Origin of the sequence: Pantoea sp. Fr-CA_6 (assembly GCF_024520895.1) — a bacterium.
Classification (GTDB): Bacteria; Pseudomonadota; Gammaproteobacteria; order Enterobacterales; family Enterobacteriaceae; genus Pantoea; species Pantoea agglomerans.
Map to the genome: position 1 here is coordinate 314,588 of NZ_JALNPO010000004.1, position 21,307 is coordinate 335,894.

Sequence of the window (21,307 nt, forward strand, 5' to 3'; positions counted from 1 at the left end):
GTCAATAATGGGGTGAATATGTCCTTTTCTCGTGCAGGTCGTCAGATGGTGATGGGCGTCATGGCCGTGGCGTTGATTGCTGGCGTCAACGTTAAAACCTTTGCAGCGGAAAATCTGCTGAACAAAATTAAAGAGCGCGGCACGCTGCTGGTGGGTCTGGAAGGCACCTATCCGCCATTCAGCTTCCAGGATGAAAAGGGCAAGCTGACCGGCTTTGAAGTGGAATTCGCGGAACAGCTGGCACAGCACATGGGCGTCAAGGCGAGCCTGAAACCGACCAAGTGGGACGGCATGCTGGCCTCTCTCGACGCGAAGCGCATCGATGTGGTCATCAACCAGGTCACCATCTCTGATGAGCGTAAGAAGAAATATGACTTCTCCACGCCATACACGGTCTCCGGCATTCAGGCGCTGACCATGAAAGCCAATGCGAACACCATCACCAAACCTGCGGACCTGGCCGGTAAAAAAGTGGGCGTCGGTCTGGGCACCAACTACGAGCAGTGGCTGCGTGAGAATGTGAAGGGTGTGGACATCCGCACCTATGATGATGACCCGACGAAATATCAGGATCTGCGCTCTGGCCGTCTGAATGCCATTCTGGTTGACCGTCTGGCTGCGCTGGATCTGGTGAAGAAAACGGGCGATACCATGGCGGTCGCGGGCGATGCGTTCTCTCGTCAGGAATCGGGCGTGGCGGTACGTAAAGGCAACGACGACCTGCTGAAAGCGATCGACCAGGCCATTGCTGACATGCAGAAAGATGGCTCGCTGAGCAAGCTGTCTCAGAAATGGTTTGGCGCGGACGTGACGAAATAATGCAGGAAAGTCTTCAACTGGTGCTGGATTCAGCACCTTTTTTATTAAAAGGCGCACTGTTTACGCTGCAGCTCAGCATCGGCGGCATGTTCTTTGGCCTGCTGCTGGGCTTTATTCTGGCGCTGATGCGTCTGTCGCGCTTCTGGCCGGTTCGCTGGCTGGCACGAATCTATGTCTCGATCTTTCGTGGCACGCCGCTGATCGCCCAGCTGTTTATGATCTATTACGGCCTGCCGCAGTTTGGCATTGAACTGGATCCGATCCCCTCCGCGATGATTGGTCTTTCCCTGAATACCGCAGCCTATGCCTCAGAGTCACTGCGTGGCGCGATTTCATCGATTGAGCGCGGGCAGTGGGAAGCGGCGGCAAGTATCGGCATGACGCGCTGGCAAACCCTGCGCCGGGTGATCCTGCCACAGGCAGCCCGCACCGCGCTGCCCCCGCTGGGCAACAGCTTTATCAGCCTGGTGAAAGATACCTCGCTGGCGGCGACCATTCAGGTGCCGGAGCTGTTCCGTCAGGCGCAGTTGATCACCTCACGCACGCTGGAAGTCTTTACCATGTATCTGGCAGCCTCGCTGATCTACTGGGTGATGGCAACGGTGTTATCTGCGTTGCAGAACCGGCTTGAACAGCATGTTAATCGTCAGGATTCGGAGTCGAAATGAGCGCCATCGAAGTCAGAAAGCTGGTGAAGTCTTTTAACGGCCAGACGGTGCTGCACGACATCGACCTTGATGTGGCCGCCGGTGAAGTGGTGGCCATTATCGGCCCCAGCGGATCAGGTAAAACCACGCTGCTGCGCAGTATCAATCTGCTGGAAGTGCCGGATAGCGGCACCATCCGGGTCGGAGAGATTACCGTTGATGCGGCGCTGGCACAGAGTAAGCAGAAAGAGCAGGTGCGTCGTCTGCGCCAGCAGGTCGGGTTTGTCTTCCAGAACTTCAATCTGTTTCCGCATCGTTCAGTGATGGAGAACATTATTGAAGGGCCGGTTATCGTCAAAGGCGAAGCGAAAGCGGATGCGGTAGCCCGCGCCCGCACGCTGCTGGAGAAGGTCGGGCTGCACGGCAAAGAAGAGAGCTATCCGCGCCGTCTGTCGGGCGGGCAGCAACAGCGCGTGGCGATTGCGCGTGCGCTGGCGATGCGGCCGGAAGTGATCCTGTTTGATGAACCGACCTCGGCACTGGATCCGGAGCTGGTGGGCGAGGTGCTCAGCACCATTCGCGCGCTGGCCGAAGAGAAACGCACCATGGTCATCGTCACGCATGAGATGAGCTTTGCCCGCGATGTGGCTGACCGCGCCATTTTTATGGATCAGGGGCGCATTGTGGAGCAGGGCGAAGCGAAAGCGTTGTTCAGTAACCCTCAGCAGCCGCGCACCCGTCAGTTTCTTGATAAATTTCTGAATCAGTAATCCACACTGCCTTCCCCGGAAGGCAGTTTTAACCCGTTTAAAACCCTCATTTTTTAAGCTGCCACTGGCTATGGTCACGCTATTAGCAGGCGCAATATCATAAATAACTCTGCCGCTGTTAAACCTTTTGGCACATCTGACAAATCTTTTCTTTTCATCGGGGATATATTGGCTTTTCCCGTTGCCACTTTCTCTTAATTATATTTTCTGGATTATGAAGCAATATTATCCTTTAAGCTGGCTGCGGCACTGCTAATTAGCGCAGTGCGTCGATATTAGTAAGTGTAAGGAAACGTTCTGCTAAGTAAATAACTGTGGCAACAGGGCCACCCAGCGGCTTTTAAGAGTTTCGCTACATTCATCACCGGTTCAATGGCGAATAATTGCCGGATAATCATAAAAGCAATACTGATTTCCTCGCTTTTACTTTCCAGCATTCTGACCTACACAGCAGGAGTCATTGAATGAACCAGACTAAGTCAGATCAGATATTGTGGGTAGATACCCTGAAGGGCGCCTGCATATTATTGGTGGTCCTGTACCACACGGTTTTACCCGGCTTTGAAGGGACGATGAAATATCTCTCTGCCGGATGGATCCCCGCCGAAATATGGATACAGTTTAATACGGTACTGTCGCCGCTGCGCATGCCCGCCTTCTTCTTTGTCTCGGGATTACTGGCGACCAATGGCATTCTGAACCGGCCCTGGAAGCAGGTATTTACCAGTCGCATCACCAATCTTTTTTATCTCTATATTCTGTGGGGGTTTATTCAGTGGTGGTCAATTATCGGTATCTCTACTGAAATTACCGGCCAGCGTATTTCGCAGAACCTTAATGCCGCCTATGCGGGTTCGCTATTCGAGTTTCTCAAGCTGACCTTTATGGCCATGAGTACCTCGTGGTATCTGTATGGGCTGGGACTCTATTTCCTCTGTGCCAAAGTTTTCCGTCAATATAAGCTGGCCCTGGTGGCGGTGGCGATCCTGCTGAATTATCTGGCGGCAGAAAAAGTGATCCCGTTCTGGGGACCCCAGAGCCTGGCCCAATATTTTGTGTTCTTCCTGTTAGGGGCATTCTGGAGCCAGACGATGCTGCGCCTGAGTGAATGGCGGCGTGAGAATCTGATGCCCTGGGCGCTACTGGCGGCAGCCGCCGGGATTCATGTGCTATTCGGTCTGGATAAGAGTCTGTTCCTGTGTGTACTGGCGGTGTTATTCAGTATCGCGGCCTGTCGCTGGCTGAATCAGCACTTCAGCATGCGCTATCTCAACTGGGTTGGCCGCAATACGCTGCAGATTTACGTCATCCACCGTATTTTTATCGAGTTTTTTGGTATGTCTGCGATTCTGTTCGCGCAGCGGCATCATCTGTTCGAGCAGGCGTGGTTTTCGTTTCTCTGGGCCTGTTTCTATCCGGTGGCCATTGTGGGGCTTTGCTCGCTCTGTTCAGTTGCCATCTGGTCGCTGACCAATCGCGGAGTCGGGCAGTCGCTGTTTGTGTTCCCGACGTTAATGAAAAGGGCGCCTGGCGGCGCGAGCGGTGGGTAAGTTACGCTTAGCAGCGTTAGCAGCGGGCTGGCAATGAGTAGGTTTCGCTTGGCAGCGGGCTGACATTCAGCGGGTTACGCCCGCCAGCCGAGGGGGGGTTGAGATCCCTTAGCAGCGGGTATGCTCTGAGTAAGTTTCGCCCGCCAGGCGATGAGGAGTTTCAGGTTCCCTGTGCAGGCGGACGCGTCAAGGGGCGGACGCCCGCCCCTTAACAATCCCGGCGTCCGGCTGCCTGCGCGCCCCGCTGTGCGGGGTGCCTTCGTCACGCCCTGCGGCCGACGGACCGTCCGGACTCGCCATCCCTGGCTCGTGCCGTCCTTTCGCCGACGTCCTGTCGGCTCATCCTGGCCTCCGGTTGTTCCTTAGCGCTTCGGACGCCTCTGGTAAACCCCTGCCGGTGATTTCTTTGTGTTTTCTTTAGTGCAGCGTTGTCTGGTGCCCCGAAAGCCAGTCTCAATTCCGGAATCTCACCGCAACAATCTTAATTACCTGAAAACGAGATAACAGCGGTTAGGATCGAATGCCACTCTGTCTGCCGACCCGATAGCAAAGACAATCCCAAAAACCCACAGCGATAAAGTACCCGACATAACAAGAAGAGATAACAGCGGGTAGGTTGAATAACATTCGGTCTGCTGAGCCAAAAGTCAGAGGCAATCCCAAAAAAACACAGCGATAAAGTACCCGACATAACAAGAAGAGATAACAGCGGGTGGGTTGAATAACATTCGGTCTGCTGAGCAAAAATTCAGAGGCAATCCCAAAAAACCACAGCGATAAAGTTCCCGACATAACAAGAAGAGATAACAGCGGGCGGGTTGAATAACATTCGGTCTGCTGAGCCGAAAGTCAGAGGCAATCCCAAACTCACAGCGACAGCGAACCCAACATAAAAAGAAAAGATAACAGCGAGGGGGTGGGGAGGCCGTCAGAACCGCTGAGCGGATGAGGGATTTCAGGACGAGCGACCGGGATGTCGCGAAGAGGCGGGCTCGCGCCAGGGATGGCGCGTCCCGCTGGTCCGTGAGAAATCCTGAAGTAGCGAAGGAACCGCGAAGCGGCGGTGAAGCAGGCCGGAGCCCGGGGTCAAGGGGGCGCGGCGACTGGCGCCCCCTTGTCGGTCGCCTGCAGAGGCGAATCTGAAACTGCCTGGCTTACCAGGCGAACGAAACCTTCTCATAGCCCGTTCGCGCAGCGAACCATCCCAGCTTCAGCACCGCACCTCAGCCCGTTCGCGCAGCGAACAATCTCGCGAACGCCCCTTACCCTATGGTCATCAGGCTCGCATTACCGCCTGCCGCAGCGGTATTCACACTCAGCGAACGCTCAATCAGCAGACGCTCCAGCAGCAGATTGGTCTCGCCGCGGGCAAAGCCCTGCACCGACACAATCGCACCTTCACGTGCGGCAATCTGTTCACACAGGGTACGCAACTGATCGGCATCACCGTGATAGATCACTGCATCAAACTCTGCCGCTAACGGGTCACGCGCCAGCGTGATGCGTGCTTTCACTGCATCCGGCAGCGAGGCCAGCAGGGCGCGATGCAGCTCATCATCCTGCCACAGTGCTTTACTGCCGACGCTGGTCACCGCGGCCAGCTGGATTAACGCATCCTGCTCGTTATCAGCCAGACAGAGCACCTGATCACGCGGCAACAGTGAGAAGGTATTGCGCTCGCCTGTCGGGCCAGGCAGCAGACGGACCACGCCCGCCTGGGCCAGATCGCCATAGTGCTGGCAGAGTTCAGCCAGTTCAGGCTTATTCTTAGCCCAGTTGCTGAGTGCCAGATGCGGTGCCAGCAGTGACTGACGCAGCGTGCTGTCCGCCGGGCGTTCTGCATCCTGACGATCAAAAGTCAGACGCAGCGCACTATCCGGACGATGCGCCAGCAAGCGGTAAAGATAGAGCGGACCGCCCGCTTTCGGACCGGTACCGGATAAGCCCTCGCCACCAAACGGCTGTACGCCGACCACCGCGCCCACCATATTGCGGTTGACGTAGAGATTGCCCACTCGGGCGTTCGCCGTGACCTGTGCAATCGTTTCGTCGATGCGGGTATGTACGCCCAGCGTCAGGCCATAGCCGGATGCATTGATCTGCTCAACCAGCTGCGGCAGGTTATTACGGGTGAAACGCACCACGTGCAGCACCGGGCCAAAAATCTCTTTATCGAGATCGCTGACCTGACCCAGCTCAATCAGTGTCGGTTTAACAAAGGTACCGCTATTCCACTCTTTACTGTCCTGCGGGTTATCCTGCACCGCCTGATAGACCGTGAAGCCTTTATTACGCATCGCCTGAATATGGCGATCGATATTGGCTTTCGCTTCGGCATCAATGACCGGGCCGATGTCGGTCGAAAAGCGTTCCGGATTGCCCATGCGGCACTCGGCCATCGCGCCGCGCAGCATCTTCAGGGTATGGTCGGCGACATCTTCCTGAATGCAGAGCAGACGCAGGGCAGAACAGCGCTGTCCGGCACTGTCGAAGGCAGAGGCGACGATATCGATCACCACCTGCTCAGTCAGCGCGGAAGAGTCGACGATCATCGCATTCATCCCGCCGGTCTCAGCAATCAACGGCACAGGACGACCGTGCTGGTCAAGGCGACCCGCCAGATTACGCTGCAGCAGTGTCGCCACCGCAGTTGAACCGGTAAACATCACGCCACGCACCCGAACGTCACCGGTCAGCTGTGCACCAACGGTTTCACCCTGGCCAGGCAGCAGTTGCAGCACGCCTGGCGGCACACCCGCATCCAGCAGGATCTGAACCGCCTGTGCGGCAATCAGCGGTGTCTGCTCGGCCGGTTTGGCCAGCACGCTGTTGCCCGCTGCCAGTGCAGCCGCAATCTGACCGGTAAAGATCGCCAGCGGGAAGTTCCATGGACTGATGCAGACCACCGGGCCCAGCGGACGATGGGTTTCGTTGTCGAAATCGTCACGCACCATTCCGGCGTAGTAATAGAGGAAATCAACCGCTTCGCGCACTTCCGCGATGGCGTTGTTGTAGGTTTTGCCCGCTTCACGCACCAGGATGCCAAGCAGCTGCTGCATCTGGCCTTCCATGATCTGTGCGGCGCGTTCCAGAATGGCGGCACGCTCCTGCGGTGGTGTGGCAAACCAGATTGGCCCGCTGTTCACCGCGGCATCCAGCGCCACAGAAACTTCCTGCTCTGTGGCTTCACGGACCTGACCTACACGGTCGCCAGGCGCTGCCGGGTTCAGAATGTCGCGCAACTCGCCGGCACCCGCTTCACCGTCGATCATCGGCTCGGCCAGGCAGGGCTGTGCGGCGCTGCTCAGCAGGGCGCTGGAGAGTGAGGCAAGACGGTGTTCGTTGGCCATATCCAGACCCGCAGAGTTGACGCGGTTATCGCCATACAGATCGCGCGGCAGGGGGATTTTCGGATGCGGCAGACCAATGGCACCTTCGCTGGCACCCAGCTTCTCCACCGCGCTCACCGGATCGGCCACCAGTTCATCAATCGGCAGCGAGGTGTCAGCAATGCGGTTAACAAAGGAGGTGTTGGCCCCGTTTTCTAACAGGCGGCGCACCAGATAGGCCAGCAGGGTTTCATGGGTACCGACCGGCGCATAGATACGGCAGGGGCGGTTAAGTTTGCCGTCCGCCACTTTGCCGACCACCTGCTCATACAGCGGTTCGCCCATGCCGTGCAGGCACTGGAACTCATACTGACCGGGATAGTAGTTGTTGCCCGCCAGCTGATAAATCGCCGCCAGGGTGTGGGCATTATGGGTAGCGAATTGCGGATAGATCAGGCTTGGCACGGCCAGCAGTTTGCGGGCACAGGCCAGATAAGAGATATCGGTGTAAACCTTGCGGGTGTAGACAGGATAGCCTTCCAGGCCTTCCATCTGGGCGCGCTTGATTTCGCTGTCCCAGTACGCGCCTTTCACCAGACGAATCATCAGGCGACGGCGGCTGCGCTGCGCCAGATCGATCAGCTCATCAATCACAAACGGACAGCGTTTCATGTAGGCCTGAATCACAAAACCGATGCCGTTCCAGCCTTCCAGCTCTGGCTCGAAACAGAGTTTCTCCAGCATATCCAGCGACAGTTCCAGCCGGTCCGCCTCTTCTGCATCGATGTTGATGCCGATGTCATAGGAGCGGGCCAGCAGCGTCAGCGATTTCAGAATAGGGTAGAGCTCTTCCATCACGCGCTCATACTGCGCGCGGCTGTAGCGGGGATGCAGTGCTGAGAGCTTGATAGAGATGCCGGGACCTTCATAGATGCCACGACCATTCGACGCTTTACCAATGGCATGGATCGCCTGCTGATAAGAGAGCAGATAGGCTTTGGCATCGCCTGCCGTCAGGGCCGCTTCGCCCAGCATGTCATAGGAGTAGCGGAAGCCTTTCTCTTCCAGCTTGCGGGCGTTAGCCAGCGCTTCGGCAATGGTTTCACCGGTAACGAACTGCTCGCCCATCAGACGCATCGCCATATCCACGCCTTTGCGGATCAGCGGTTCGCCACCCTTACCGATAATGCGGTTAAGCGAGCTTGAGAGATTCGACTCGTTGTGGGTCGAGACCAGACGGCCGGTGAACAGCAGGCCCCAGGTCGCCGCGTTGACAAACAGTGACGGGCTGCGTCCCAGATGTGACTGCCAGTTGCCGTTGCTGATCTTGTCGCGGATTAGCGCATCACGCGTTGGCTTGTCGGGAATACGCAGTAGCGCTTCAGCCAGACACATTAGCGCCACACCTTCATGGGAGGAGAGTGAGAACTCCTGCAGCAGGCTCTGCACCATGCCAGCGCGTCCGGTTGCCCCTTTCTGGTGCCGCAGCTTGTCGGCGAGCTGGTAAGCCAGCTGATGGGTTTTCTCTGCCAGCGCCGCCGGTAAACGTGCCTGTTCCAGCATCATTGGCACCGCATCAGTCTCCGGACGACGCCATGCGGCGGTCACCGCTGAACGGGTCACTGACTGAGGTAAAATCTGCTCTGCGAAATCAAGGAACGGCTGGTGCGTCTCCTCTGGCTGGGTGTCGTCGGACTCCGCGGCCGCCTGGGCAGAAAGCGGGATCTCAGGCACGGTATCGCCGGTTTCCAGCTGGCCCAGGTAGTTAAAGATCGCCTGTTTAATCAGCCAGTGTGGCGTGCGATCGATGCGCTGCGCAGCCAGTTTGATGCGCTCGCGTGTCGCGTCATCCAGTTTTACACCCATGGTAGTTGTAGCCATGACTCCAGAGCTCCTTGATAGTGGTTCGATACGGCGTTGGCTGCACTATCACTTAAGTTGCAACTTTGTGCAACCGTGTTAAATGTGAGCCAGTTAACACCCTTTTAACGTCGACGATTGTTAAATCCCGCAATGCGGCACGGATATTGCTGCAAGATCCTCGCCAGTCTGGCAGACCCGATGAAAAGCGGGTTTCAGGCAGGTAATACGATGGTGCAACCGGATAACTGTGAGCGAGTGCAACCTATGAGCACGTTTTCACAAACGGTTAGTGAAATCACTGTAACGCCTGTGTTAAATCCATTGTGCGCACAACGCCTTTCCGGCAGGATACCGCGCCGCTGGGAAATGAGTGACGCCCTGACGAAGAAAATCGGCCCGCTTTGCCCCGTTCCGGCAGGCGGGTAGCTGGCGATTTCTCTGGGATATCAAATAATAAGTGGAGAGACAGATGAGTGTAAGTACACCTTTGCTGGTGACCTTTTTGGTTTATATTCTTGGGATGGTATTAATCGGGTTTGTGGCTTATCGCTCAACCAAAAACTTTGATGATTACATCCTCGGTGGCCGCAGTCTGGGTAGCGTGGTTACGGCACTCTCTGCCGGTGCATCCGATATGAGCGGCTGGCTGCTGATGGGCTTACCGGGTGCGATCTTCATCTCCGGTATCTCTGAAAGCTGGATTGCGATTGGCCTGACGATCGGTGCCTGGCTGAACTGGAAAATCGTGGCCGGTCGCCTGCGGGTTCAGACTGAACAACACAACAACGCCCTGACGCTGCCGGACTTCTTTACCAGCCGCTTTGAGGACCACAGTAAAATCCTGCGCGTGATCTCCGCCATTGTGATCCTGGTATTCTTCACCATCTATTGCGCCTCAGGCGTGGTAGCCGGTGCGCGTCTGTTTGAAAGCACCTTTGGTATGAGTTACCAGACCGCTCTGTGGGCGGGTGCAGCGGCGACCATTCTCTATACGCTGGTGGGCGGTTTCCTGGCGGTGAGCTGGACCGATACCGTTCAGGCGAGCCTGATGATTTTTGCGCTGATCCTGACGCCGGTGTTTGTGATTATCGCGGTCGGCGGCTGGTCTGATTCGCTGGCGGTGATTGAAGCGAAGAGCCTGGAAAACCTCGACATGCTGAAGGGACTGAACTTCGTCGCGGTGATCTCCCTGCTCGGCTGGGGCCTGGGCTACTTCGGGCAGCCCCATATTCTGGCGCGCTTTATGGCGGCGGATTCGCATCGTTCAATCCGTACCGCTCGCCGTATCGGTATGACCTGGATGGTGCTCTGTCTGGCCGGTGCCGTGGCGGTGGGCTTCTTCGGTATTGCCTACTTCCAGAACAACCCTACGCTGGCGGTTGGCGTTAACGCCAATGCGGAGCGGGTCTTTATCGAGCTGGCGCGTATCCTGTTCAACCCGTGGATTGCCGGTATTCTGCTGTCAGCGATCCTGGCAGCCGTGATGTCAACGCTGAGCTGTCAGCTGCTGGTCTGCTCCAGCGCCCTGACCGAAGATCTCTACAAAGGCTTACTGCGTAAAAATGCCAGCCAGAAAGAGCTGGTATGGGTAGGGCGTCTGATGGTGCTGCTGGTGGCGCTGATTGCGATCGCGCTGGCGGCTAACCCGGAAAACCGCGTGCTGGGCCTGGTGAGCTACGCCTGGGCGGGCTTCGGTGCGGCGTTTGGTCCGGTAGTACTGTTTGGTGTCTGCTGGAAGCGGATGAACCGCAACGGTGCGCTGGCGGGCATGATCGTCGGTGCGCTGACCGTGCTGGTGTGGAAACAGTATGGCTGGCTGGGACTGTATGAAATCATCCCGGGCTTCATTTTCGCCAGCATCGCCATTGTAGTGTTCACGCTGATGGGCCGTGAGCCATCAGCAGAAGCGCAGCAGCGCTTTGCCGCCGCAGAGGCGGAGTTCCAGACAAAATAAGCGAGGCGTTAATCGCTGAAGCCCGGCCCGAAAGGGGCGGGCTTTTTTGTTACAAAGATAAACCACTCAAAGATGAAATTATCTCCACCGGCAACTTGTTTTTTTCTCAGCGATAATGATAATCGGTATCGTTTACACTTTACCTTATTTTACTGTTTATTGACGCTGCTTAACATTCAAGAGGTTGGCGATGTTTGTTCCTTTTCTCATCATGCTGCGCGAAGGGCTTGAAGCCGCGCTGATAGTCAGCCTGATAGCCAGCTATCTCAAACGCACCCAGCGCACCCAATGGTTTCCCGCGATGTGGGCTGGCGTGTTTATTGCCGCCGGGCTCTGTCTGGGCCTGGGTCTGTTCATCAATGCCACCACCGGTGAGTTCCCGCAGAAAGAGCAGGAGCTGTTTGAGGGCATCGTGGCGCTGATTGCAGTGGTGATCCTCACCTCAATGGTTTTCTGGATGCGCAAAGTCGCCCGCAACATCAGGGTCGAGCTTGAACAGGCGGTCGATCAGGCGCTGCAACGCTCAGGTCGTGGCGGTCTGGCACTGGTGCTGATGGTGTTTCTTGCCGTGGCGCGCGAAGGGCTGGAGTCGGTGTTCTTCCTGCTGGCGGCGTTTACCCAGGATGTCGGTTATGCGCCGCCGATTGGCGCGGTGCTGGGTCTGGCAACCGCGGTCGTGCTGGGCATGCTGCTCTACTGGGGCGGTATCCGTCTTAACATGGCCCATTTCTTCCGCTGGACCAGCGTATTCATCCTGTTTGTCGCCGCAGGTCTGGCAGCGGGCGCCATCCGCGCCTTCCACGAAGCGGGTTTATGGAATCGCTTTCAGGATGTCGCCTTCGATCTCAGCAATACCTTATCGACCCATTCGCTGTTCGGCACCCTGCTGGAAGGGGTGCTGGGTTATCAGGAGTCCCCAAGCGTCAGTGAAGTGACCGTTTACTTCGCCTACCTGATCCCGGCTCTGATTCTGTTCTTTATGCCTGCGCGTTCTGCTGCGTCGGCCACTGTGTAATTTGACATTTAACGGGCGCATTTTACGCCTGCAACATGATAGGGAAAGAGAGATGACAATGCGTTTCCGCCGCAAGGCACTGCTGCTTCCTCTGCTGGCGATCTCCGCAACGGCGGCCGCGGCGGTTCCTCAGGTTACCGTAAGCGTCACCGACAAGCAGTGCGAGCCGATGAGCTTAACGGTCAAGGCCGGTAAGACCCAGTTCCTGATTAAAAACAACAGCCAGAAAGCGCTGGAGTGGGAGATCCTCAAAGGCGTGATGGTGGTTGAAGAGCGTGAGAATATCGCGCCGGGCTTCAGTCAGAAACTGACCGCCAATCTGGAGGCGGGCGAATATGAGATGACCTGTGGGCTGCTGAGCAATCCAAAAGGCAAGCTGATCGTGCAAGCCGGTGAGGGTGCGGCAAAAAGTGCCACCTCAGCACGTATGCAGCTGGAAGGCCCGATCACCGAATACAAAGCCTATGTGACCGATCAGGTGAAACAGCTGGTGAGCAACACCCAGGCCTTTACTGACGCCGTTAAAGCGGGTGACGTTGAAAAAGCCAAAGCGCTGTTTGCTCCGACCCGTCAGTATTATGAGCGCATTGAGCCGATTGCTGAGCTCTTCTCCGATCTCGACGGCAGCATTGACGCCCGTGAAGATGACTATGAGAAAAAAGCGGCCGATCCTAAGTTCACCGGTTTCCACCGTCTGGAGAAAGCGCTGTTTGCTGATAACAGCACGAAAGGCATGGCGGACTACGCTGAGCAGCTGAATAAAGATGTGAAAGATTTGCAGGTGCGCATCAGCGAACTGGCCTTCCCGCCAGCCAAAGTGGTCGGCGGCGCAGCCGGCCTGATTGAAGAGGTCGCTTCCAGCAAAATCTCCGGTGAAGAAGATCGCTACAGCCGGACTGACCTGTGGGACTTCCAGGCGAACATTGATGGCGCGCAGAAAATCGTTGAGCTGCTGCGACCCATGGTAAGCAAAGCCAATCCGCAGTTGCTGGCCAAGGTTGACGCCAACTTCAAAAAAGTGGATGCGATCCTGAGTAAGTACCGCACCCAAACCGGTTTTGAATCCTATGAGAAACTGACCAGCGCCGACCGTAACGCGCTGAAAGGACCGATCACCGCACTGGCGGAAGATCTTTCATTACTTCGTGGCACCCTGGGTCTGGATTAATCATGAGTCGCAAGGAAGATGACGCGCAGCCTGCGCGTCGTCGGTTACTAAAAGGGCTGGGGCTGCTGGGCAGCGCGGCAGCGCTGGGCGGCGGCTGTCCGTTCCATGCAGCCGCCGCCGACAGCTTTTCGCCGGGGACGGTTACGCCGCAGGCCCGACAGCAGATGCAGCCGTTTTATGGTCAGCATCAGGCAGGTATCACGACGCCACAGCAGGCATCGATGATGCTGGTGGCGTTTGATCTGCTCAGCAGCGATAAAACGGAGCTGGTGCGTCTGTTCCGGTTGCTGACCCAGCGTATCGCTTTCCTGACCACGGGCGGTCCGGCACCGGTAGTCACCAATCCGCGGTTGCCGCCAATGGATTCCGGCATTCTTGGGGCGACTATCGCGCCTGATAATCTGACGATTACCGTGTCGGTCGGCAATTCACTGTTTGATGAACGCTTTGGTCTGGCGCCGCACAAACCGAAAAAATTGCAGCCGATGACTCGCTTTCCCAATGATTCGCTGGATGCCAGTCAGTGTCATGGCGATCTGCTGTTGCAGCTCTGTGCCAACACCCAGGATACGGTGATTCATGCCCTGCGGGATATCATCAAGCATACGCCTGACCTGCTTGGCGTACGCTGGCGGCGCGAAGGCTTTATCTCCGATCACGCCGCGCGCAGTCAGGGGCAGGAGACCCCGATCAACCTGCTGGGTTTCAAAGATGGCACCGCCAATCCCGATACCCACAATCCTGCTCTGATGAATCAGCTGCTGTGGGTGACCGACGATCAGGACGAACCGGTCTGGGCGCGCAATGGCAGCTATCAGGCTGTACGGTTAATCCGCTTTCACGTCGAAATGTGGGATCGCACGCCGCTGGGCGAGCAACAGACTATCTTTGGTCGCGAGAAATTAAGTGGCGCGCCGCTGGGGATGCAGCATGAGCGCGACGTTCCGGATTACGCCCGTGATCCGGACGGTGAGGTAATTGCGCTGGATGCGCACATCCGTCTTGCCAACCCCCGCACGCCAGAGACGGCAAGCAGCCTGATGCTGCGGCGCGGCTACAGTTACTCCGCGGGTATCTCTGCATCGGGACAGCTGGAGATGGGGTTACTATTCGTCTGCTATCAGCACGATCTGGAACGCGGCTTTCTCACGGTGCAGCGGCGCCTGAACGGCGAAGCGCTGGAAGAATATATCCGGCCTTTTGGCGGCGGTTACTTTTTTGTTTTGCCCGGTGTACCAGACGCCAGCCATTATTTAGCGCAGTCGTTGCTGGAAGCCTGATTAAAATTCAACCACTGTGGGCGTCCCTGTTCTGGTCGCCCACGTTTTACGGTTTTCGTGCTTTGCTGGCTGAGGTTAAACTGAGTTTTAGCGGTTGTCTGGCATATATAAAATAAGCTAATACACTGTAATTAAAAGATTTTACATTTTGCCTTAAAAGAAATACATACACGTGATTAGCAATTCTTTTGCCAGCAGGTAAAATTACTATTGCAAAGGCCCAACAAAATGGTGCACTTTATTAAACAGGCGTAATCGGATGTGTTGATGTATCACACTGGAGTTCGCGCATGGGTCGAGTCTTTAATGGAAAGTCACTGTCAGTAAATAGATTGCGCCTGACCGCGAGGGCAATTCTGCCTCGTTATTTCTTCCTTCCTTCAACCATCTCTTTTGTTTTATCGCATCCTGTTTTATCCGGTGTTCAGCTACGCTATTGCGCTGCTGCATACCCACTATCCTGTCCTGTCATGGCTCAAAAGGAAGCCAACTGAAACCTCTAAAGCGTTCACGTTATCGCAACGGGCCACCGGCCTGACGCAGGAAATGAAACCAACTGAAAGGTGCCACTATGGGAAGACAGAAAGCAGTGATCAAAGCGCGTCGTGAAGCAAGAAGAGTGCTTCGTAGTGACTCAAGAAGTCATCGTCAGCGTGAAGAAGAGTCGGTCACTTCGCTGGTGCATATGAGTGGACTGGATGCCATTGGCATGGCGCGCGATACGCGTGACCGGTTGCCGATTGAAGCCCGTAATGAAGCTCAGGCGCACTATCTTAACGCCATAGAGAGAAAACAGCTGATCTTCGCAACCGGTGAAGCCGGGTGCGGTAAAACCTGGATCAGTGCCGCAAAAGCGGCTGAGGCCCTGATTAATAAGGATATCGACAGGATTATCGTTACGCGCCCGGTACTGCAGGCAGATGAGGATCTGGGATTCCTTCCCGGCGATATTTCTGAGAAATTCGCGCCTTATTTCCGCCCGGTTTATGACATTCTGGTTAAACGTCTTGGCGCATCCTTTATGCAATATTGTCTGCGTCCGGAAATTGCCAAGGTAGAGATTGCACCGTTCGCCTATATGCGTGGTCGCACCTTCGAAAATGCTGTGGTAATTCTGGACGAGGCGCAGAACGTCACCGCCGCGCAGATGAAAATGTTCCTGACCCGACTGGGCGAAAATGTCACGGTCATTGTTAACGGCGATATTACCCAGTGCGACTTGCCCGCTGGGGTGCCTTCCGGTCTCGCAGACGCGCTGGCGCGTTTCGAAGAGGACGAGATGGTTGGCATTGTACGCTTCGGCAAAGAAGATTGTGTGCGTTCTGCGCTGTGTCAGCGCACCCTGCACGCGTATAGCTAGCGTTTGATTGAGTAGAAGTGTAGCGCCCAAACCCGGCTCCGGCCGGGTTTTCTTATTGTGGGACAGGGCTGCGCCCGTGGTCGTTCCCCGGCGGGAGTTATTACGCTCTCTCAGAGTGAAATATGCAAAAAAAAGAGCCTGAACAAAAGTTCAGGCTCTTTTTTGAAGATGGCGGTGAGAGAGGGGTTCGAACCCTCGATACGTTGCCGTATACACACTTTCCAGGCGTGCTCCTTCAGCCACTCGGACACCTCACCAGATTTACTTCGCTGACCGCGATGGGTCAACGGGGCGGTACTATAGGGAGTCGACTGAAAACGGTCAAGCACTATTTTTCTCTTTTGATCTATTCGCTTAAGCTCTGAACGAATCGATTTACTGCGGCATAAAACCCGCCGTTTTACCGGCCACATCCCGCCATCCTGATGAGCCCGGTCAGGTGAGTTTTATGGCAGCAAATAAACCGGGGCGGCGTTCTCACCCTCGTTACTGGTCAGACGCCGCCCCGACTGATGCCGGAATCAGCTCTTTACTCTGTTAGCGAAACTTTTCCGCAGCTTCTGCAGTTTCGGTGGAATGACCGCCATGCAGTAGCCGTTGCGCTGGCCCGCGCCTTCCCAGTAATCCTGATGATAAGCTTCAGCGGGATACCACTCTTTCAGCGGCTCAATAGTGGTCACCACCGGCACATCATGGTCAGCCTGAGCGCGGGCAATGGCGGCGCGTGCCTCCGCTTCCTGCCCTGCATTGGCCGGGAAAATGGCGGAACGATACTGGGTGCCAATATCATTACCCTGACGGTTAAGCTGGGTCGGATCATGCGTCACAAAGCTGATATCCAGCAGATCGCCAAAGCTGACTTTCTCCGGGTCGAAGCCAATGCGGATCGCTTCTGCATGACCGGTCGCACCGCTGCAGACCTGCTCATAAGTCGGATTAGGACGGGCACCACCGGTATAACCGCTTTCCACCGACTCTACGCCGATCACATCCTTAAATACCGCTTCGGTACACCAGAAACAGCCGCCAGCGATAACTGCGTATTCGATTGCCATAATAATTTACTCCTGTCAGGTCGAAAGAGGTGAATGGGGGCGCGGCAGAGCGCTTTCAACTAGATCAGCATCTCCGGTTTAAAATCGCCGCTCTTATCCAGTATTTTGTCGCTCATCACGCTGAACCGGCCTTCGCCAGTGTAGTGCAGGGTAGTGGGGTATTCCGGCTGCTCGGCAACGTGCGCTTTAACAATCTCAAAAATAAACAGGTTGTAGTTAGCGACCATCGAATCGTCATAAAGCTGACACTCAAAGCTGGCAAAACATTCGGCAATCATCGGCGCGCCAACCACCTGAGCGGGTTCCGGCGTCAGGCCAAAGGCCTCAAACTTATCAATGCTGTCGCCGTGGCTGTTGCCGATTGCCACAACTTCATCAATCAGCGAGGCAGAAGGAATGTTCAGCACGCACTGACCGCTGTTGCGGATCAGCTCATGGCTATGGTTCATACCGGCAATCATGCAGCCGACCAGTGACGGAGAAAACTCCAGCACCGTGTGCCAGCCGAGCGTCATGATGTCATGTTGATCTTTGTACTGCGAACTGAGCAGCAGCACCGGTCCGGGCTCAAGGTATTTGCGGGCTTTGCTGACCGGAAAAGCATATTTGTGCATGCGTTGGCTCATGGCGTAACTCCTGAAACGGAACGTAGCCATTAAGTGTAGAGCACCGGGCGGATGCAGCAGGCGTGTCAGCGGGCAGAAATGCGAGGTTGATGGCGGCGTCTGGCAGCGCAGACATTTTTAGCGGCAGCGTCGCGAGCTTAAGGTTTCCTTAATATGCAATCGCGATACTGCCTGCTTTAACTGAGGATGATGCTATGAAAACTGCTCCTGTTGCCCTGTCTGTGACTGCTCCGCGTCCGATGAGTGAATATGCTGCACTGCTGATTGCCGCAGCCACGGTCGTTCTGTTCCTCTCCGCCTGGTTCAGCGCTTAAAACTTCACCACGGCACGACAACCGCTTCGGTCGCGGCGGTTCTCTAAGAAAAACTGAAACCGGTGTAACTGGACGATGCGGCTGACGATGCTCAGCCCGAGTCCGATACCGCCGTAGCGGCTGTCCATCCGGATAAACGCTTTACTCAGCTCGCCACTTTTACTCTCATCAATTCCCGGGCCCTGATCTTCCACCACCAGCATCGGCTGAGGAGCTAACACCAGCTGCACACTGATGGTGCTGTTATCCGGGCTGTAGCGATGGGCGTTCTCGACCAGGTTACGCAGCAACATCTTCAGCAGCGTGGCATCACCACGCACAAACTGCTCCTGCGGCAGATCGAGCACCAGCGTCTGTTGATGCGCCTCCAGCATAATACTCAGCTCTGCCTCCATTGGCAGGATCACATCTTCAATCAGCCCCACGTTCTGATAGGTGCCAGAGGTAAAGGACTGTCCGGCGCGCGCCAGATTCAGCAGCTGCGACACACTGTGCGTCATCTGATCCAGGCGCTGCACCAGCGGCTGAACTTTGACATCGCTGTTACGTTCGATTAACTCCAGATGCAGCCGCAATCCCGCCAGCGGCGTGCGCAGCTCATGTGCCACGTCGGCAGTGAATAACCGTTCGCGCTCCAGACTGCTGTTCAGACGTGCGACCAGCTGGTTTATCGCCTGCGTCACCGCATCGATCTCCTGAACCTGACTGTGGCAGGCGACGGGATCAAGATTCTCTTCGCTGCGACTCTCCAGTTCACGCTGCAGCTGATAAAGCGGCCGGGTGATCCATTTCACCGCCTGATAGCAGAGCAGCAGCGTCAGGGTAATCATCACCAGACTTGGCACCGCCAGGCTGGCTACCGCTTCATGCACTTCACGCTTAACGTGACTGTCCATGTTGCGCTTCTGCAGCTGCGCTTCCACCAGAAACTGAATCTGCTCTTTGCTCTCATGCCAAAGCCAGACCACGCTGATCACCTGGAAAACCAGCAGGATCAGACCGATGGTCAGGATGAGACGAAAGCGCATACTGCGATGATCGAAACGTCTTATCATGTTGCCTCACGAACGCCATCCTGCGTCACCAGCGCATAGCCAAAACCGCGCACGGTGCGGATAGCGCTTTTGCCGATTTTGTCGCGCAGATTATGGATATGCACTTCCAGGGTATTAGTAGAAGGCTCGGTCTCCCAGTTATAGATATCCTGGTAGAGAATTTCACGGTGAACCGGATTCCCGGCCTTGAGCATCAGCCGTGACAGAATCGCAAACTCTTTGGGTGTCAGATCCAGCAGTACGTCGCTGAGCGTAATCTGGCGATGGGTCATATCCAGCGCCAGCGCACCCACTCTGACATGACTGTCGCCCTGATTGACGTGGCGGCGGATCAGGGCACGGATCCGCGCCAGCAACTCATCCAGCGAGAACGGTTTGATCAGATAGTCGTCCGCGCCTGCGTCGAGTCCGGCAATGCGTTCGCTGATGGTGTCGCGTGCGGTCAGGATCAGCACCGGCGTCATCTTCTTCTGCCGCCGCAGTCGTATCAGAAAATGCAGTCCATCTTCATCCGGCAGGCCAAGATCCAGCACCACCAGGCTATACAGGCCGCTGGCGAAATGCGCTTCAGCATCCCGCACCCGCGTAACGCCATCACAGACGTAGCCTTCGCCTTCCAGCGCCAGCATCAGACCCTGCAGCAACAGGGCATCATCTTCAACAATCAGTATCTTCATTAAGGTTGGCTCCGACACGACGTCAAAATATCATCCGCAGGCACATATTCGTGGGTCGCGGTGCCGGTTAATCCCAGCATGGTTGAAAACAGATTATCCTGTGAAAAATCGTCTGTCGCCGCCAGTTTATTCAGACAGCCGCGATTAACCGCATAACGTTTCTGATAATCATCGGAGAGCCAGATCAGCAACGGCACATGTTTCTGGGTGTCCGGCGCGATAGCATAGGGCAGGCCATGCAGGTAAGCACCATTTTCACCCAGGGATTCACCGTGGTCAGACAGATAGACCAGGCTGGTGGTGAAGCGGTCCTGATGCGCACGCAGTACGTTAATGGCTTTATCGACGATGTGATCCACATTGACCAGCGTGTTGTCATAGGTGTTGATCAACTGTTGTTGCGAACAGTCCTGAATCTGGTTGGTGTCGCAGGTCGGTTCAAACTGACGAAACTGTGGCGGATAGCGATGGCTGTAAGTCGGGCCATGACTGCCAATGGTGTGCAGCACAATCACCGCGTTGCCTTTTAACTGGCTGATGTACTCATCCAGACCGTGGAACAGCACGTCGTCGTAGCACTCACCATCAATACACATGCCGGGCAGGTTCAGGCTGGTCATGTCCTGATGCGGAACGCGGTCACAGGCTCCTTTACAGCCCCCATCGTTCTCATTCCACAACACGCTAATCCCGGCGCGCTGAATAATATCCAGCAATCCCTCCTGATGGGCGGCCAGCACATCATCATAGTGGGCGCGCGGCATATTGGAGAACATGCAGGGCACGGAAACTGCCGTCGCCGTTCCGCATGAGGTGGTGTGCGGGAAATAGATCACATTATCTTTGGCCAGTAAGGGGTTGGTCAGACGACCGTAACCGCCCAGCGAGAAATTTTGCGCACGCGAGGTCTCACCCAGCACCAGAATCGTCAGATTCGGTTTGCCACTGCTGCGGCTGGGCTGCAGGTGCGCATCTTCACCGATACGCATCAGCGGCGCGTTCTGCAACTGCTCATGCTTATACCAGGAGAGCGTCGCCGCGATGCTGTTAGAGGGGCTCAGCGCTTTTACCAGTTCGCGGTTGTTACGGAACAGCGAAGCGTAATCTTTATAGAAGAGCAGGGCGATCAGCACAATCAGCGCCGCTGACAGCAATACGCTGAGCAGTCGCGACAGCACGCCACGCCACTGCTGTTTTTTGATTCGCGGCCAGAACAGCAGCAACGTCATCAGCACGCCCGAGGTGAGCAGGGTTACAAGCAGCTGTGGCGTAATCAGCGCAAAAGATTCCGAGGCGGTGGTATCCATCATGTTGGTGATCATCGAGCGATCGACCACGATGTTATAGGTGTGAATAAAGAACTGTGCCGAGGCGGAGAGCAGAATAAACAGAGCGGCCAGCAGCCGATCCAGCCAGATAAATGAGGCCAGCGTAATCACGATATTGATCACGCTAAAGGCGACCAGCGGCATCGATAAAAAGACCAGCGTGGTATGCAGGTCGTTCAGCGGCATCACCGCCAGCACCTGACGGTAATAGGCAACGTTAAGGAAAACCGCGATGTAAACCGCAGCCAGAATCAGCAACGTAAGGCGGCTAATCAGCGGCCTCTTCAGGGTAAACGCCATGTGAGCAGGAACCAGAGTAATAAAAGTGTCACGAGAATGCGCTTTCAATATTAGGAATACCTTAAGAAGCTTAAGGTTTGAGGAGTGCCGACTCTGCCGGGTGCGATACGTGCGTGACTCCAGTCAGCAGCGGATCGTGTCTGGCCTGATCATCGGAAGCGAAGCAGAATTGAATGGCGCTTTTATGCTGACTTAAC

Annotated in this window: 15 protein-coding genes and 1 tRNA gene; 9 read left to right on the forward strand and 7 right to left on the reverse strand. The window is 55.8% G+C overall.

The window, feature by feature from the left end; all coding sequences use genetic code 11:
* Window positions 1-18: 18 nt before the first annotated feature.
* The 4 genes from tcyJ (at window position 19) to NR201_RS10065 (ending at window position 3,786) form a co-directional block, all read left to right on the forward strand.
* Window positions 19-819, forward strand: coding sequence for a cystine ABC transporter substrate-binding protein (gene tcyJ / locus NR201_RS10050; RefSeq protein WP_031593429.1), 801 nt, complete (start codon window positions 19-21; stop codon window positions 817-819).
* On the forward strand, window positions 819-1,487 hold the full coding sequence (gene tcyL / locus NR201_RS10055; RefSeq protein WP_003854540.1) for a cystine ABC transporter permease: 669 nt from the start codon (window positions 819-821) through the stop codon (window positions 1,485-1,487). Before tcyJ ends, tcyL begins: the two co-directional genes overlap by 1 nt.
* The gene (tcyN, locus tag NR201_RS10060) at window positions 1,484-2,236 is read left to right on the forward strand and encodes an L-cystine ABC transporter ATP-binding protein TcyN (RefSeq protein ID WP_010247571.1); all 753 of its coding nucleotides are present in this window, start codon (window positions 1,484-1,486) and stop codon (window positions 2,234-2,236) included. The genes tcyL and tcyN overlap by 4 nt, the downstream gene beginning before the upstream one ends.
* A 464-nt stretch (window positions 2,237-2,700) precedes the next feature.
* Entirely contained in the window at window positions 2,701-3,786 is a 1,086-nt protein-coding gene (locus tag NR201_RS10065; RefSeq protein ID WP_010247569.1) for an acyltransferase family protein, read from the forward strand.
* Window positions 3,787-5,048: 1,262 nt separating this feature from the next.
* Here NR201_RS10065 and putA read toward each other — a convergent pair.
* A complete protein-coding gene (putA, locus tag NR201_RS10070) occupies window positions 5,049-8,996 on the reverse strand; it encodes a trifunctional transcriptional regulator/proline dehydrogenase/L-glutamate gamma-semialdehyde dehydrogenase (RefSeq protein WP_256849726.1) in 3,948 nt (1,315 codons plus the stop codon).
* Window positions 8,997-9,447: 451 nt separating this feature from the next.
* On the opposite strand from putA, the gene putP reads away from it, so the two are divergent.
* The 5 genes from putP (at window position 9,448) to phoH (ending at window position 15,755) form a co-directional block, all read left to right on the forward strand.
* Window positions 9,448-10,932, forward strand: coding sequence for a sodium/proline symporter PutP (putP, locus tag NR201_RS10075; RefSeq protein ID WP_256849727.1), 1,485 nt, complete (start codon window positions 9,448-9,450; stop codon window positions 10,930-10,932).
* A 190-nt stretch (window positions 10,933-11,122) separates the two neighbouring features.
* Window positions 11,123-11,947 (forward strand): iron uptake transporter permease EfeU, encoded by an 825-nt coding sequence (gene efeU / locus NR201_RS10080; protein ID WP_010258496.1) that lies wholly within the window; start codon window positions 11,123-11,125, stop codon window positions 11,945-11,947.
* Window positions 11,948-11,999: 52 nt separating this feature from the next.
* Window positions 12,000-13,115 (forward strand): iron uptake system protein EfeO, encoded by a 1,116-nt coding sequence (efeO, locus tag NR201_RS10085; RefSeq protein ID WP_033757969.1) that lies wholly within the window; start codon window positions 12,000-12,002, stop codon window positions 13,113-13,115.
* Window positions 13,116-13,117: 2 nt separating this feature from the next.
* The gene (efeB, locus tag NR201_RS10090) at window positions 13,118-14,395 is read left to right on the forward strand and encodes an iron uptake transporter deferrochelatase/peroxidase subunit (RefSeq protein WP_033757967.1); all 1,278 of its coding nucleotides are present in this window, start codon (window positions 13,118-13,120) and stop codon (window positions 14,393-14,395) included.
* Between the two features lie 571 nt (window positions 14,396-14,966).
* Window positions 14,967-15,755, forward strand: coding sequence for a phosphate starvation-inducible protein PhoH (gene phoH / locus NR201_RS10095; RefSeq protein WP_010258505.1), 789 nt, complete (start codon window positions 14,967-14,969; stop codon window positions 15,753-15,755).
* Window positions 15,756-15,924: 169 nt separating this feature from the next.
* On the opposite strand, the gene NR201_RS10100 is transcribed toward phoH, so the two are convergent.
* The 6 genes from NR201_RS10100 to eptA form a co-directional block, all read right to left on the reverse strand.
* Window positions 15,925-16,012: transfer RNA gene (locus NR201_RS10100), tRNA-Ser, on the reverse strand.
* A 264-nt stretch (window positions 16,013-16,276) separates the two neighbouring features.
* Window positions 16,277-16,810: a peptide-methionine (S)-S-oxide reductase MsrA gene (gene msrA / locus NR201_RS10105; RefSeq protein WP_010258508.1), complete on the reverse strand. Its 534-nt coding sequence runs from the start codon at window positions 16,808-16,810 to the stop codon at window positions 16,277-16,279.
* A 59-nt stretch (window positions 16,811-16,869) separates the two neighbouring features.
* Entirely contained in the window at window positions 16,870-17,436 is a 567-nt protein-coding gene (locus NR201_RS10110; protein ID WP_022625495.1) for a flavin reductase family protein, read from the reverse strand.
* Window positions 17,437-17,746: 310 nt separating this feature from the next.
* Window positions 17,747-18,805: a two-component system sensor histidine kinase PmrB gene (pmrB, locus tag NR201_RS10115; RefSeq protein ID WP_010258517.1), complete on the reverse strand. Its 1,059-nt coding sequence runs from the start codon at window positions 18,803-18,805 to the stop codon at window positions 17,747-17,749.
* Window positions 18,802-19,482: a two-component system response regulator PmrA gene (pmrA, locus tag NR201_RS10120; RefSeq protein ID WP_010670822.1), complete on the reverse strand. Its 681-nt coding sequence runs from the start codon at window positions 19,480-19,482 to the stop codon at window positions 18,802-18,804. The genes pmrB and pmrA overlap by 4 nt, the downstream gene beginning before the upstream one ends.
* Window positions 19,482-21,110, reverse strand: a complete 1,629-nt coding sequence (gene eptA, locus NR201_RS10125) for a phosphoethanolamine transferase EptA (protein WP_256849755.1) — start codon at window positions 21,108-21,110, stop codon at window positions 19,482-19,484. Before eptA ends, pmrA begins: the two co-directional genes overlap by 1 nt.
* Window positions 21,111-21,307 lie beyond the last annotated feature (197 nt).

Excerpts from the sequence above, each read along its gene's own strand:
- putP (WP_256849727.1), top strand. The coding sequence starts at position 9,448 with ATGAGTGTAAGTACACCTTTGCTGGTGACCTTTTTGGTTTATATTCTT.
- eptA (WP_256849755.1), bottom strand. The coding sequence starts at position 21,110 with ATGGCGTTTACCCTGAAGAGGCCGCTGATTAGCCGCCTTACGTTGCTG.
- phoH (WP_010258505.1), top strand. The coding sequence starts at position 14,967 with ATGGGAAGACAGAAAGCAGTGATCAAAGCGCGTCGTGAAGCAAGAAGA.
- NR201_RS10065 (WP_010247569.1), top strand. The coding sequence starts at position 2,701 with ATGAACCAGACTAAGTCAGATCAGATATTGTGGGTAGATACCCTGAAG.
- efeO (WP_033757969.1), top strand. The coding sequence starts at position 12,000 with ATGACAATGCGTTTCCGCCGCAAGGCACTGCTGCTTCCTCTGCTGGCG.
- tcyL (WP_003854540.1), top strand. The coding sequence starts at position 819 with ATGCAGGAAAGTCTTCAACTGGTGCTGGATTCAGCACCTTTTTTATTA.
- pmrB (WP_010258517.1), bottom strand. The coding sequence starts at position 18,805 with ATGATAAGACGTTTCGATCATCGCAGTATGCGCTTTCGTCTCATCCTG.
- tcyJ (WP_031593429.1), top strand. The coding sequence starts at position 19 with ATGTCCTTTTCTCGTGCAGGTCGTCAGATGGTGATGGGCGTCATGGCC.
- msrA (WP_010258508.1), bottom strand. The coding sequence starts at position 16,810 with ATGGCAATCGAATACGCAGTTATCGCTGGCGGCTGTTTCTGGTGTACC.
- efeB (WP_033757967.1), top strand. The coding sequence starts at position 13,118 with ATGAGTCGCAAGGAAGATGACGCGCAGCCTGCGCGTCGTCGGTTACTA.
- pmrA (WP_010670822.1), bottom strand. The coding sequence starts at position 19,482 with ATGAAGATACTGATTGTTGAAGATGATGCCCTGTTGCTGCAGGGTCTG.
- tcyN (WP_010247571.1), top strand. The coding sequence starts at position 1,484 with ATGAGCGCCATCGAAGTCAGAAAGCTGGTGAAGTCTTTTAACGGCCAG.
- putA (WP_256849726.1), bottom strand. The coding sequence starts at position 8,996 with ATGGCTACAACTACCATGGGTGTAAAACTGGATGACGCGACACGCGAG.
- NR201_RS10110 (WP_022625495.1), bottom strand. The coding sequence starts at position 17,436 with ATGAGCCAACGCATGCACAAATATGCTTTTCCGGTCAGCAAAGCCCGC.
- efeU (WP_010258496.1), top strand. The coding sequence starts at position 11,123 with ATGTTTGTTCCTTTTCTCATCATGCTGCGCGAAGGGCTTGAAGCCGCG.